Source organism: Campylobacter sp. CFSAN093224, assembly GCF_012897395.1.
GTDB classification, from domain to species: domain Bacteria; phylum Campylobacterota; class Campylobacteria; order Campylobacterales; family Campylobacteraceae; genus Campylobacter_D; species Campylobacter_D jejuni.
On the sequence record NZ_CP040607.1, the window covers coordinates 1,328,743 to 1,342,944 of the forward strand.

General features: G+C 29.4%; 14 protein-coding genes and 1 pseudogene. 4 read left to right on the top strand and 11 right to left on the bottom strand.

Annotated elements, in window-relative coordinates; all coding sequences use genetic code 11:
* The first annotated feature begins 23 nt into the window (after positions 1-23).
* Together nadD and rsfS are read left to right on the top strand one after the other, a co-directional pair.
* A complete protein-coding gene (gene nadD / locus FBF11_RS06780; protein WP_002855470.1) occupies positions 24-569 on the top strand; it encodes a nicotinate (nicotinamide) nucleotide adenylyltransferase in 546 nt (181 codons plus the stop codon).
* A 27-nt stretch (positions 570-596) separates the two neighbouring features.
* Positions 597-923, top strand: coding sequence for a ribosome silencing factor (gene rsfS, locus FBF11_RS06785; protein WP_002855339.1), 327 nt, complete (start codon positions 597-599; stop codon positions 921-923).
* 30 nt (positions 924-953) lie between these two features.
* On the opposite strand, the gene FBF11_RS06790 is transcribed toward rsfS, so the two are convergent.
* Both FBF11_RS06790 and pgmL read right to left on the bottom strand, forming a co-directional pair.
* Complete coding sequence (locus FBF11_RS06790) at positions 954-1,331, bottom strand: DUF1090 family protein (RefSeq protein WP_002855539.1); 378 nt, start codon at positions 1,329-1,331, stop codon at positions 954-956.
* A gap of 47 nt (positions 1,332-1,378) precedes the next feature.
* Positions 1,379-2,768, bottom strand: a pseudogene (gene pgmL / locus FBF11_RS06795) (phosphoglucosamine mutase PgmL).
* 102 nt (positions 2,769-2,870) lie between these two features.
* On the opposite strand from pgmL, the gene fliL reads away from it, so the two are divergent.
* Both fliL and acpS read left to right on the top strand, forming a co-directional pair.
* Positions 2,871-3,407 carry a flagellar basal body-associated protein FliL gene (gene fliL / locus FBF11_RS06800; protein WP_002855429.1) on the top strand — a complete coding sequence of 179 codons (537 nt, stop codon included), beginning with the start codon at positions 2,871-2,873 and terminating at the stop codon, positions 3,405-3,407.
* On the top strand, positions 3,408-3,755 hold the full coding sequence (acpS, locus tag FBF11_RS06805; protein WP_002856648.1) for a holo-ACP synthase: 348 nt from the start codon (positions 3,408-3,410) through the stop codon (positions 3,753-3,755).
* Here acpS and FBF11_RS06810 read toward each other — a convergent pair whose 3' ends face one another.
* The 9 genes from FBF11_RS06810 to FBF11_RS06850 form a co-directional block, all read right to left on the bottom strand.
* Complete coding sequence (locus tag FBF11_RS06810) at positions 3,756-4,175, bottom strand: hypothetical protein (RefSeq protein ID WP_002780440.1); 420 nt, start codon at positions 4,173-4,175, stop codon at positions 3,756-3,758. It abuts the gene before it with no gap.
* Positions 4,172-5,533 (bottom strand): cytochrome P450, encoded by a 1,362-nt coding sequence (locus tag FBF11_RS06815; protein ID WP_002855843.1) that lies wholly within the window; start codon positions 5,531-5,533, stop codon positions 4,172-4,174. The genes FBF11_RS06810 and FBF11_RS06815 overlap by 4 nt, the downstream gene beginning before the upstream one ends.
* Positions 5,530-6,651: a hypothetical protein gene (locus tag FBF11_RS06820; RefSeq protein WP_002855346.1), complete on the bottom strand. Its 1,122-nt coding sequence runs from the start codon at positions 6,649-6,651 to the stop codon at positions 5,530-5,532. The genes FBF11_RS06815 and FBF11_RS06820 overlap by 4 nt, the downstream gene beginning before the upstream one ends.
* 72 nt (positions 6,652-6,723) lie before the next feature.
* A complete protein-coding gene (gene kpsS, locus FBF11_RS06825) occupies positions 6,724-7,908 on the bottom strand; it encodes a capsule polysaccharide modification protein KpsS (protein WP_002855724.1) in 1,185 nt (394 codons plus the stop codon).
* Between the two features lie 28 nt (positions 7,909-7,936).
* Entirely contained in the window at positions 7,937-10,003 is a 2,067-nt protein-coding gene (locus FBF11_RS06830; protein WP_057096954.1) for a capsular polysaccharide biosynthesis protein, read from the bottom strand.
* Complete coding sequence (locus FBF11_RS06835; protein ID WP_057042300.1) at positions 10,000-10,512, bottom strand: cytidine diphosphoramidate kinase; 513 nt, start codon at positions 10,510-10,512, stop codon at positions 10,000-10,002. Before FBF11_RS06835 ends, FBF11_RS06830 begins: the two co-directional genes overlap by 4 nt.
* Positions 10,502-11,263, bottom strand: a complete 762-nt coding sequence (locus FBF11_RS06840; protein ID WP_002856271.1) for a CTP:phosphoglutamine cytidylyltransferase — start codon at positions 11,261-11,263, stop codon at positions 10,502-10,504. Before FBF11_RS06840 ends, FBF11_RS06835 begins: the two co-directional genes overlap by 11 nt.
* A 1-nt stretch (position 11,264) precedes the next feature.
* Entirely contained in the window at positions 11,265-11,867 is a 603-nt protein-coding gene (locus tag FBF11_RS06845) for a gamma-glutamyl-CDP-amidate hydrolase (RefSeq protein ID WP_057042301.1), read from the bottom strand.
* Complete coding sequence (locus tag FBF11_RS06850; RefSeq protein ID WP_002874665.1) at positions 11,858-14,197, bottom strand: PEP-utilizing enzyme; 2,340 nt, start codon at positions 14,195-14,197, stop codon at positions 11,858-11,860. Before FBF11_RS06850 ends, FBF11_RS06845 begins: the two co-directional genes overlap by 10 nt.
* Positions 14,198-14,202 lie beyond the last annotated feature (5 nt).

A 14,202-nucleotide genomic window follows, 5' to 3' on the forward strand; every position in this document is an offset into this window, starting at 1 on the left:
ACAAAAAAAAGGTTAAAATTTTAATGAAGATAGCACTTTTTGGTGGCAGTTTTGATCCACCACATAATGGACACAATAGCGTTATTTTAGAGGCTTTGGAAAAATTAGATATTGATAAGCTTATTATTATGCCTACTTATATCAACCCTTTTAAACAAAACTTTAGTGCTGATGAAAAGCAAAGATTCTTATGGGTTAAAAAACTTTGGGGACATTTTCCAAAAGTTGAAATTTGTGATTTTGAAACCAAGCAAAAACGCCCTGTTCCTAGCATAGAAAGTGTTAAGTATCTTTATAAGCTTTATAATCCTAGTAAATTTTATCTTTTAATCGGCGCAGATCATTTAGAAAAACTTCATCTTTGGCATGATTTTGAAAAACTTAATTCTTTAGTAGAATTTGTTATTGCTAATCGCAATGATATAGAAATTCCTAAGAATTTTAAAGATTTAAAAACCGATAAAAAAATCGCTTCTTCTTTCATACGCAACACTTTAAATACAAATGAAGTTTGCGAAGAAATTAAAGATGAAGTAAAAAAATATTATGAAAAATTACAAAAAAATTGATACAATTTCAAAAATTAAAGGACAATAATGCAAGAAAGAATAGATTTAATCGTTAAAATTTTAGATGAAAAAAAAGCTGAAGATATCAAAACCATTGACATGAGCGAGCAAGAATACTTTGTAAAATATGTCATTATCGCAGCTACTTTAGGAGAAAGACACGCTCTATCCTTGATCGATGAGCTTAAAACACAACTTAAAGCCAAAGGTGAGGAATTTTTAAACATAGATAGTAGCGAAGAATGGAGTGTGATTGATCTTGGTGATATTTTAATCCATCTTTTAACACCAGAACACAGAGGAATTTATAATATAGAAGAATTACTAGAAAATCTTAAAAAAGGTAGGGTTTAAAAAGGCTAAATTTAATTAGCCTTTTAATTTTTAGAGATTATCAATATATTCTTTAATTTCTTTTTTGATTTTCTCTTTTTGTTCTTTTAAAGCTTCTTTTTTAGCTTTATACTCAGCCTTACTCATATAATCTTTTTGTTCTTTTAAAGCATCAAGTTCTTTTTCGATTTTTTCTACTTCTTGTTCTTTAAGTTTTTTAGCTTCTAACTTTTTATCATAAAACATAGGATCTTTAGCACAATCATTTTGTACTTGTTTTAAAGCAAGCTCTAAGCTTAAAGTTCTAGCTGTATCATTATGCGCTTTAGAAAAACTGATTTCTTTATTGATACGATCAATTTTTCTATCACATTCACTTGCGCCAAAAGCAAACGCACATAACAAAAGTAGAACAAGTATTTTTTTCATTTTTAATTCCTTTTTAAAATAAATTTAAATCGCGAAATATTATCTCATCAATTCTTAAGCCTAGCTTTTATCTCATTAAACAAACTAAATACCGTACTTTCAAGCTCTTTTGCTCTTTCTAAAGAAGTTGCTTCAAAGCGTGTGATAAGATAAGGGCTGGTGTTAGATGCACGAAGCAAAGCCCATCCATCGCCAAAATCTATCCTAGCTCCATCGATTTCACAAAGACTTTTAACACCTTTTAAAGCTCCTTTTTCAATCTCTTTTTGAAATTCTTCCACAAGTTTAAATTTTTCTTCTTCATTTACAGGAATTTTAATTTCAGGTGTAGTATAAAGTTTTGGTAAAGCCTTAATCATACTTTCTAAATCAAAACCTTTATAAACAAGTTCTAAGACTCTTAAAAATGCGTAAATTCCATCATCATAACCAAAATATCTGTGTTTAAAGAAAATATGTCCACTCACTTCAGCTGCTAAATCAATATCTTTTTCTTTCATCATTTTTTTGATATTAGAATGTCCTGTTTTTCCCATAAAAATAGTTCCAAATTTAGCCACTTCATCAAAAAGATTTTTAGAACATTTTACCTCACCCAAAATGCGTGGATTAGGAATATTTTTAGCAAACAAATAACAAAGCTCATCCCCACAAAATACATGAGTTTTACTCAAAGCAACCATTCTATCAGCATCCCCATCAAAAGCAAAAGCTAAAGAATAATCTTGATTTTGATTTAAAAACTCTCTAATCGCACTTAAGTTTTCTTCTTCTGTAGGATCTGGAGCATGGTTTGGAAACTGTCCATCAGGCTCTGAAAACATTACATGAGCTTTTAAATTTAAAGCTTTAATTAAAAGCTCTATCACCACTCCAGCTGCACCATTTGTGCAATCAACACCAAATTTATAATTAAAATCCTTTAAAAAGCTAAATTGCTCGCACATAAATTTCACATAAAGGCTTAAAATATCGTATTTTTCTACTTCTAAATTTTCTTCAATCTCATCATCTAAATGCTTATAAACTTCTTTTGAAAACTCTTTTAATTCCACGCCAAAAAAACTTTCTTTATTGATAGTGATTTTAAAACCATTATAATCTTTTGGGTTATGAGAGCCTGTTATCATAACATTTGCATCAAATTTCAAGCCCTCATAAAGACTAAAATATCCCAATGGAGTTGGTACAAGCCCTATATCATAGATTTTTATTCCCGCTTTGTTAAGTCCACTCACTAGATAATTAAAAAGTTCATTTGCACTATATCTTGCATCATAGCCCACACTTACATTTTTACAGCCTTTATTTAGCATGGTTTGTCCTAAGCAAAAACCTATAGCCTTAACACTTTTTTCATTCAGTTCTTTGCCATAAAGCCCTCTTATATCATATTCTCTAAAAATCACATCTAACATTTTTTTCCTTCAAATTCATCTCTTCTTTGACCTAAATTTATCGTTTTTCTAAAGCAAATTTGGATAGAAAAGAAATTTTTGCTACAATTTTACATTAATTTCACTAAATGAAGGAAAATTTATGGATGAAGAATTAGAAAACGAAGAAACGAAAAAGAAAAAAGGCGGTTCACTTGTAATTATTATTGTTATTTTACTTTTTGTTTTACTTCTTAGTATTATGGGAGTGATTGCTTGGCTTATTTCAAGCAGCTCAAGTGATGAAAGTGAAGTCAAAGAAGCTCCAAAAGAAGAAGCAAAAGCCGATAAACCTAAAGTTTCAGCTCCTACTCAGCGAGGTAGTGATTTTGCCAATATAGGTCCTATGTATCCACTTGATCCTTTTACCCTAAATTTACTTAGCGATAGCGGATCAAGATATGTAAAATGCACTATAGAACTAGAACAAAATAGCGAACTTTTAAAACCTGAACTTGATAAAAAAGTCCCGGTGATTCGTGATATTATTATTCGTACATTAACAGCTAAAACCTTTGAAGAAGTAAGTACACAAAAAGGCAAAGAACGTTTAAAAGATGAGCTAGTTGGAAAAATCAATGAAATTTTAACCGATGGCTTTATTAAAAATGTTTATTTTACGGATTTTGTAGTTTCTTAAATGCGTGTAGGCTGTGATATCATCGCCATTTCTAGGATAGAAAAAATTCATTCTAGACATGGCAAAAATTTTTTGGATAAATTTCTAAGCCCAAAAGAACAAATACTCATTAAAAATCCAGCAACTCTAGCAGGTCTTTGGGCTGCTAAAGAAGCCGCTAGCAAGGCTTTAGGTGTTGGAATTTGTGAATTATGCAATTTTTTTGATATTGAAATATCAAAAGATGAAAGAAACGCGCCTAAATTAAAATATTCTCAAAAAATTACAAAAGATTTTAATATCACTCAAACTTCCCTAAGTATTTCTCATGATAATGGTTTTGCTATAGCCATAGTGGCTGTAGTTTGATTATTTTCCTATAGTTTGCTTGTCTAAATTTCTTGAAAGTATGAAATCCACCACAGGTTGTTCTCTTTTGTTTGCTCTTTTACAATGATCTTTTTGAAAAAAATCTGTGATTTTTATAACAATCCTTGCCCATTTTTTGCGATTTCTTTCACGCCACGCATGAGAAGAAACGCTCTCCCAAGCATAGCCATTAAACAAGCTTGCATTTACAAAATGATCTAAGGCTCTAACACCCTGTCTTGCTCGTGCGGTATTAAAAAAAATTCCTATAATCACGATAAAAAGATATCCTAAAACTGCTAAAGGTACTATTGCACAAAGCAGAATAGTCCCTGCTAATTTTTCTTTTAAGCTTCCTTTTAAAGTGCGTTTTACACGACGACGAAAATTGGCGCGAATTTTAGTTCTAACTCTTTTCATAGCTTTCTTTTGCTAAATTTTATCCTCATACCATTAGCCGAACGCACTGTTAAACGCCCTACTACATCAGGTACAAAACCTTCTTCAAGTTCTAGTTTGTAAGTTTTTAAAATATTAGCCAAAATCAAAATCGCTTCTTGCATAGCAAAACCTTGTCCTATACAAATTCTCTCCCCTACCCCAAAAGGCAAATAAGCATCTTTTTTGTATTCTCCTTCAAAACGAGAAGGATTAAACCCATGCGGATTTGTCCAAAATTCTTCATGTCTGTGTATCAGCCAAGGAGCAATCACCACCCCAGAACCTTTTTTAATAAGCTTATCTCTAACTTGGGTATCTTTTTTTGCCTCTCTTGCAAAAAACCCAACAGGAGGATAAAGTCTTAAAGATTCTTTAAAAATATTTGTTAGGTATTTAAACTGTCTTAGATGCGAAATTTCAATGGCTCCGCCCTGTAAAACCTGAATAATCTCCTCGTAAGCTTTTTCTTGCTCCTTAGGATAAAGACTAAGCAAATAAAGCGTCCATGTCAAAGAACTTGCTGTGGTTTCATGTCCTGCTAAAAAAAGCATAGCCACTTGATCTAAAATTTCCTCAAAAGAAAAACGCTTATTTGTATCCGCATCCACTACTAAAAGCAAAGATCCTAAAATATCTTCAAATTCTGCATTATCTGCCATATCATATCTTGGTTTTATGATGTCACTTAAAACCTGTCTGATCACATCTCCGGCCTTAGCACGCTTACAATCTCCTAACACATAAGAAAGCCATTTTGGAAAACGAAACATACGACGCATGGCTGTATGCACACTTTGCTCTTGAAAAGTCACAAAGGCATTTAAGATTTTTTTACCTTTTTCCTCATCGAGTTTTGAAGACATAATGGTGCGAAAAATCACATCAGCGGTAATAAAAGTCATAGCTTCATCTACTTCGATAATAGCATGATTTGGATACTTGTTAAAACGATCCATCATATCTGCCACAGCTTCACTCATGAGATTAAACACTTTATTGATACGAGTCATTTCAAAACTTGGACGCAAAAGCTCTCTTTGCTTTTTCCAAACTTCACCATTTGTAGTAAAAATGCTCTCTCCTAAAAGCGGACTTAAAAGCTCATGCAAAAATGCACTTTTAGGAAATTCTCTAACCTCATCAACCATCATTCTTTTAACTTCTTTAGTGTCATTTATAACATAAAGATCAAAATTTGGCATCTTCACATAGCCTGTTTGCATTTTATAACTACGCTCATAAAGGCCATCAAGCCAAGATCTACGCTTTAACAAAAAAGTTAAAAGTGTAGAAGCTTTATTTTTATAAGGCTTTGGAAAAAAGGGACATTCACTCATATTTTTACCTTTTCTTCTAAAAATTTAGGCATTATGATGAAAGAAAAAAAATCATAATCACCTTTAACACTAATACTATAAAGATATAAAAAGTGCGCTTTGTTTTTATCTCTTTTTATTTTTTTATACTCATGTTTTTCATATAAAGTGTGAAATTTAGCACTTAAAAATGGGGGTGTAAATTTAGCATTTACGCCACTCGTGCGGAAAAAATCCACTTGAGGAAAACATGCTCCATCAATAATCGATGTGTAATCATACCATTTTAAATCAAACCTTGAAACAAATTCAAGCTTCTTTCTAAATTCACCTGCTTTTTTTTGATAACTCACTAAAGGAATGCATTCTCCTAGAGTAAGAATTTTTAATTTACGAAGTAAAGATAAATCTAAATTTTGTCTTAAAATACACTCCAAAACTTCTATACAAACTATAGTTCCAACACTATGCGCTACTAAAATAAGTTCATAATCTTGTTTGCTTTCGTTTTGTTTTAGCTTATCTACTATAGTATTTGCAAAAAGCTTGATTCTTTCTTGCATAATGCCTGTTTTTTTATCTTGCCAAGTAGCACAAAAAGCACAAATTCTTGCTATCCAAAATACAGCTAATTTCTTACCTAATTTAAATAAAAAATGATTTAGTAAAAATCCTAAAAAACACCCTATAATGATAGCTAAGGAAAAATGCATATAATTTTGCAAAAAAGCAAAACTTCCAAAAGCCAAAACCAAAGAAAATAGTAAAGAAAATAACACATAAAAAAAAGGATAATAACCTGTGATAAGCTGATAAATCGACTCTTTACCAAATTTGATAAAAAGTCCTGTGATAGTATAAATTCTAAAAAAACTATAACAATCTGCCAAAGCATCTTTATAATTTTCTGACCAATTTTTTTTAACAATATCATTCCATGTTAAAAAATGATATTTAGTTTCCACTCCTTCGCACGAAATTTGAAAAAAAGGAAATTGCTCATTTTTTTCAATTTTATTTAAATCAGTCTTAATGTTAAAAGCATGAGAATAATCTTTTAGGTTTTTTTTAAATAAATCATAATAAAATCTATAACTTTTAGGATCATATCCTGCTATATAAAATACTTCCCTATCCATACAATATTTCTTTTTTGCTTTTAATTATAACAACTTTGCTTTAAAAGCTCTCTTAATCAAAGCTTTTTAGTCTTATTTGTCTAAAAAGAAATTTTTATAAAAATTGCCGTTGAATTGTGTTGTCTTTAAAAGATATTTTTTAAAATTACATACCAAAACAGGATTGGGTTTATAAGCATGAGCTTCACGCCAAAAAAATTGAAGTTTTTTTGGATAAGATAAGCCTTCAAAATCATAAAAAGCATTGCCACAAACCTTAGTCGGACAGCCTTCTAAAATAGCACTAAGGCCTACTGTTGAATTTATAGTAATACAACCTAAAGCCTTTCTTAAAAGAACTGGCAAGTGGGTATCATGAATATATAAAACTCTTCCTTCTACATGATATTTTTGACTTAAATCGTTTATGAGTTTAGAATAATTCTTATAACCCCTATCCATGGGATGGTGTTTAAAAACTAGATAAGATTTAGCTCTTGCATGATTTGCAAAAGAAAGTATGGTTTCCTCTATAAAGTGCTCTATGCTTTTTTTGTAATGATATTTAATTTGCGTATCGCTATAAACTTGTAAAATCGCCAAAAAGTACTTTTTTTCTAAATTATAAATCTTTTCATTTAGTTTTTTTTCTGTAATCTTATAAAGATACTTTCTATACAATGATCTAAACCAAAATAAAAATTCAAAAGGATATAAAGTGCGATGATGAAGTTTGTTGTTAAAAAATGGAGCCAAAATAAAAGCAAACAACCAATACAAAAAAGCATCAAAAGCCATAAATTTAAATCCACCTGGAATTTCTTTTATGCTTTCTTTGGTAAAAATATTTTGAGAAAGATAAAAATTTTTATCACGCGGTAAAGAAGAATTTGCATTCACTCCATCTTTTTCCAAAGTAATACAATAAGGCCTTAAATATCCTTCTTCAAAAATCCATATTTCAATTCCTAGTTCTTTAGCCACTTTAATAGCCTTAGCATGGATAATACGACAATCATTATACATTAAAATAGCATCGATTTTTTTACTTTGAAAAAAATCTCTATAGAAATTTTCAAGATCTTTTTCATCACACTTACACCTCGTTCCACTAGGATAGAAAAAAAAATCTCCGCCGTTAAAATTGAGTTTAAAAACTTTGGTTTGGTTTTTTCTCATTTTCACTGCAAGATGATGAAAAAAATTTCCCACAGGCCCTTGCAAGAGTAAAACATTTTTACTAGTAAATTCTTGCTGCAATTTTTTAGAAATTTTCATAAATTCGTAATCCCCCCCCCCGTCCGTATTATTTTATGATATTTTCAACAATGCGTCTCATACGTCTTAATAAAAAATTTCTTAAATCTATAATTATTTTAAGATAAGATTTAGAAAAATAATCTTTTTGTAAATTTAGCATTATATCTAAACAAACTTCAATTTCACATAAAATTTTTGTTTTAGGATTTATATATCTTGGATATGTGATTAAAGCACCTGCTACAAGCTCTTCTAGGCTTAGTTTTCTTGTTCTTCTTTCGCATTTATGTTTATCTTTTGTTAAACCCCAGCCTGCATAAAAAGGCATACCATAAGTAAAAACTTTTTTAGCTCTTAAAAGAGCATCAAAACCACTTGTAGAAGTAATAGTGTGAATTTCATCAGCAATTTTTATAGCACTATCAATACTGCAATCTTTTACAATCTCATCGCAAAATTCCAAGATAAGCTTTTCATCTTTTAAACCCACACGGTTACCACTTAACACATCAGGATGTGGCTTAAAGATGATATAAGCATCTTGATTTTTAGCACGCACCTCCTTAAGCAAATCAAGAGTAGATAAGCCAAAACCTCCTAAAATCATCGAAGCATCATCTTCAACTTGAGCAGGGATTAAAATAATCTTTTGTCCTATTTTGGCATTGATCTTTAAATTTTCATGCTTTAAACCATTATACTTTGAAAAGCGGTTCTCAAGTAAGATTTTTATAATATTTTTTGCCCTATTTAGCATATTTTCATCAAAAATTTCGTTTTGCAAAAGCTCTTCTAATTTACTTGCTTTATTTGGATCTATGTAAAGTCCTTTATCATCAACAATTAAAGAAAAAGGGCGCGTAAGATCAGAACCTAAAGAGATTGAGCGAATAAATCCATCTTCAACTAAAGAAATTTTGGGAGTAAAATGGAGCAAATTCTCATCTTGCGCTTTTTTTATAAGAGTAGTTTTAAGAGCGTTATAATCTATCCTTTTACCCCAAATGAAAAATTTATCATTTTCTTTAAGTTTATATCTAGCTAAAGATTTTAAAGAATTTAAAAAAATAATTTCATTATCTTTAGCCTTAAAAAAAGGCTTGATAAAATGCCTTTTCCATAAGGTAAAGCCTAGCATAAAAAGCCTGTTAGAATTTACCTTTTCTATATCTTTATATTTTGCTAAAGTTTGAATAGTATCAAAAATATTACTTTTTTGATTTAAACAAGGATTAAAATACTCGCTATAAAGTATATAAGCAGCATAGAAAACTTCTTCTAAACTTCTTTTTTGCATCCTTCTTTTACACTCTAATTTATCTTTTGTTAGACTCCAGCCCGCATAAAAAGGCATGCCATAACAAATACACTCACATTCTTGCATCAAAGCTTCAAAACCCATACCAGAAGTTTTGGTATAAACCTTATCAAAAAACTCAAGCAAGGCTATGGGATTAAAATTTTCAGTGATTAAAATACATTCTTTAGGCAAGGAATTTATATCTAAATCACTTTGTTTTTTACCACTTAAAACATCAGGATGGATTTTTATATAAATTTTAGAATCAGGATTTTCTTTTATGGCATCTTTTATCATATCGACAGTTTTAAAATCTTTAGCAAGCCCAAATCCAAGCGAGGCATCATTGGCTGTTTGAGTGATGATTAAAACCCTTTTTTCATCTTTTTGAAAATAATCATCTGGGATATCAAGATTGTTATTATACTTGCTAATTTTATATTTTTTGATAAGCTCTATAGCTTTTTTAGCTTGCTTGATTTCTTCATCTTTAAATTCATAAGTATTTAAAAGATTTTCAAGCTTTGAGGGCATTGTTCCATCATAATAAATGCCTATATCATCTTTAACCATAGAAAAACTTGGGCTATTTTCAACCCCTAAGTTTAATGAGCGGATAAATCCATCTTCTAAAAGTATGAATTTAGCCTTATGTTTTTTTGCCAAATTCATAGCTTTTAAACCTGATTTTTTGCGCCCCCAGCCAAAGAAAAGATCATCTTTGTTGATTTTTAAATTTCTCTTATATAAAAAAATGCTGTAAAAATTTCCAACATTAGCGATAAGTTTTTTTGATGTTGAGTAATACTTCACAATGCCAATTTCTTTATTATAAGTTCAACTTTTTCTTCTAAATTATTTCGACAAGAATTATTGATCACTAAATCAGCCTCTGGTTTATCAAATTCTATATCAACACCAACTACATTATTAATTTCTTTATTTAAAGCCTTAGTATAAAGCCCTTTTTGATCTCTTTGCATTAATTCATGCATATCGCATTCTATATAAATTTCATAATAATTTTTTAATTGCTTTCTATTGTAATCATAAATCTCATTAAACATTGAAATCGTAGTGACAATAACTATCATACCTTGATCGTTTAAAAATTTTGCAAATTTAGCTCTTTTCAAAGCCATATCTATGCGACCTTGTCTATCGTATGCATAATGTCCTAATATTTCTCTTAACTCATCTCCATCGAGATAAATAAGATTTTTATATTTTAGCTTTAATTTTTCATACAAAGCTTGACCTATAGTTGTTTTTCCGCTTCCAGCTAAACCAGTAAGCCAAATAATATAAGGACTATTTATCAATTTGCACCTCTAAATCACTCATAAAATCAATTTCACACCAATTGCCATCAATTTCCACTGCTTTTGCGTTGTTGTATTTTTCAATTAAAGCTTGTAAAAAACTTGTCATGTACATATTTTCAAAATTTTTATTATCATATAAAATATCTCGATCAAGCATTTCATAAAAAGCAATAACTTCGGAAAGAAATTGATAAGAAAATTTAAAAAGTCCTATATATTGAGCTTCTATCTCATCATAGGCATTAGCTTTTTTTCCAAGTTCTATAATATAACCATTTGTCATTTTTAATGTTTCAGCATCTTCTAAAGGATTTGCAAAGCGTTTGCTCCAAAGCTTACGCCAAGATTTATCAACTACTATAGCAAGTTCTTCTTTGATATTTATAAGCTTTTGCACGCAATCTTGGAAATAAACAATATCTGCATAAGAAACAATCAAATCTTGTTTTTCTTTGATGCATTTTAACATAAAATCTTTAGCACAAAAAAAAGTATGAACCATATTGGTTTTATCATATTTTGAATTAATAAAAAAATGCTCAATATCATATTTATTAAGATAATTTTTTAGCACATCGTTTAAATATCCACCCACGACAGCTATTTCATTTATACCTGCTGATTTTAAAGCTTCGATTTCATAATCTATTATTTTTTTATTCTTATACTCAACCATACATTTTGGTTGATCTTTTGTTAAAGGCATCAGCCTTGATCCAAAACCTGCTGCTAAGATAATTGCATTCATATTATTCCTTGATTAAACTAAACCACTCTTTTAAAATTTGAATATTATTAAGCCCATTTTCTCTTTCAATATGCCACATTATACCAAAAATATTTTCATACTTATGTTTAAAAGCTTCTATGGTATTATCTTCTGCTAAGCAAAGTTCTACAAGATCTTCGCCTAATTTTTCAATAGCAAAATTATGAAAAGAATTGCTTATAAATTTTTCTTTTGAGAAAAATACTTCATGTTTGCCTATATGATTTTCACAAGGACTTATATGGCTGTTAAAATAATGAGCTATCATCTGAGCCCCTCTGCAAATTCCTAAAAGTGGTATTTTTTCTTCTAAACAAATTTCTATAACTTGCTTTTCATATAAATCCCTCTTTTTAGATAAAACATTAGGACTATAAAAACTTAAATCATTGCCACCGCTTAATATCACAGCTTTTATTAGATGTTTATAATGAGAAAAATCTATTTCATAGCTAAGAGGAAGAGGAGTAAAATTTTTAAATAAATCTTTATTAAATAATTTTCCCCAATCCAAAGCCAAACATTCTCTTTCTTCATGATAACTTTCGTTGCAAATAAGCCTTTGAGTAATACCTATAAACAAAATATTTGCTCACTTTCACATTCTATATTTATTTTTTTAGCTTTTAAATATTTTTCAAAATTTTCTTCTCCAACTCCTATAACAGCAGGCATTCCAAGTTCTGAGGCACGAATGGCCATATGTGAATTAGCACCCCCATAACATGTAATAAGTCCTGCTATATTTTTTGTAAATAAATAATCATATCCAGGATCTGCTGCATAAATTAAAACAATCTTTCCTTCTAAATCTTTATCATTTTCCTTCGCCGTAAATGCAGTGATGTTCTTTTGTGTAATGAAATTTGGAATAATACTATGATTATAAAAAGAAAAAATTTCATCGGCATTGCAAAGTAAAGAAGGAAGTTTTATAGCTTGTGTAAGTTCATATTCTTTTTTATTGCGATTAATTTCTTCTACAAACTGCTCTTTTGGATTTATAGAATAAAGACTAGAATAAAGATTTAAAATGCTTTTTATATCAAGATGAGCCAAATCTTCTTTTTCAATACCATAATATTTGCCTAATTCTTCTATATAAACTATAGCCTTAGAAAGCAATCTAGTGAATTCAAATTTAACGAGCTCTCTACCCTCGATAGCCTGCTTTAAAAAATCAAAAAATTCACAAGCATTAATCTCTAGTCCATGTTCTCTAAGTAAGGCATTTAAAGCTTTTGTCTTTTCTTCTGAAAAAACAAAAGCTTTATCTTGTAAATAAACTTTACTATCTTTTTGATCCACATCAAAATAAAGCTCAAAATCTTCATCATACCTTGGCGATAAAATATTATAAGTTCCTGCTCTTAAATGTCCAAAATCTTTCAAAAATTGATCTTTGTTGTGAAAATTAAGATGGTTTGTTTGTTTGCTTAAATTTTTACTCACTGTATTGAGTGAATTTAAAAAATCATCTTTTTCCTCTTTAGTTATAAAATCAATCTCAACTAAAGAATTTAAAAGTTGCATTGCTACAAATGCAGCCCTAGCCACTCCCGCAAAAGGCAAGGTTCCATAACGCTTGCATTCTTCAATAAGCCAATAAATTTTATCAATTAAAGAAAAATTAGAATTAATAATACCATCATATCTTTCTTTTAGCTTATAAGCTTTTTGTATATCTTTTAAATAAAGCCCTGATCTAGGATTAATAATCTTATTTGTAAGTTCTAATAATGAAAATTCTAATCTTTTGATTTCATTTTCATTAAAACCATGATTTAAAAGTTCTTCTAATTTTTTAGAACTATTAAAGTCATAACAAGAATAAACAATATTAAATTCAATCTTATCGTGCAATTCATGATTTTTATTAAGCTTATCTAAGTAAAAATTGACAAGTTTTTGTGCGATATTTTCATCTAATTTTTTTGGTATAAAAGAATTAAAAGATAATCTTACATCCACATAAGGAATGCCTAAAAAAGAATGGATTAAAGGATGGGATCTTAGATCTCTATAACCATAATTATCTCTTTGATACGCCCAGATATTATCCGTAATGATTTCTTTATATAAACTAAAAGCTAAACGCTTAGGTCTTAACCCTATGATTTCAGCTGGATTCCAATCAGGCATTACCCCAAAAATGGCTTTATCTCCCAAAACTCTAGATCTTGATTCTTTTAAAGACTCAAAACGTTTATAAAATCTATATAAAGCTTCTTTTGGTAAAGAATGAAATAAATTATTTTTTTCATGCATAACCAAAGGACGCACTTGTAAGCAAAAAAGTTCTTCCTTATCATCTTGAATAGCAAATGCAAATTCAACATCTAAAAAATGACAATCATATAAAACTTCTAATTCTTTTATAAGTTCTATAATTTTTTGAAGTCTAATATCTTTAAATTCTAAATAATTTCTGTAATGATAGTAAGTTTTTGCACTCTTACTGCTTCCATCTGTAATAGAGCTATTTGAACCATTTTCATCATATTGAAGACAAAAATAAGGGGAAAAATTATCTTTATCAACGCTAAAACCAACTCCACAAAGAGTAATGTTTTCAAGCATAGGTTGAACTAAAATTTCATCACTTTTTGATGGCATAGAATTGGCAACTTCATATAAAGCTTTTAATAACTCATCTTTAGAATCAGCTTTAATATTTGCCAAAGAAAGAAAAGCACCTGCATTGGAGTTTTTCATGCTATCTTCACTTAAAGAAGAACTTCTTATAATGAGTCTATTAGCCTTTAAGGTTTGAATGTCCTGTAAAACTTTATCTTCATTTGATATTAATTCTTCAAGCGAAGTTAAAACCAAAGGTAGAACTTTTGCTTTTTTTAATTTTGTTTGTAAATTTTTTAAATTTTGTGCTTTGGTTTTAAATTTTAACTCCGCCATGTTTT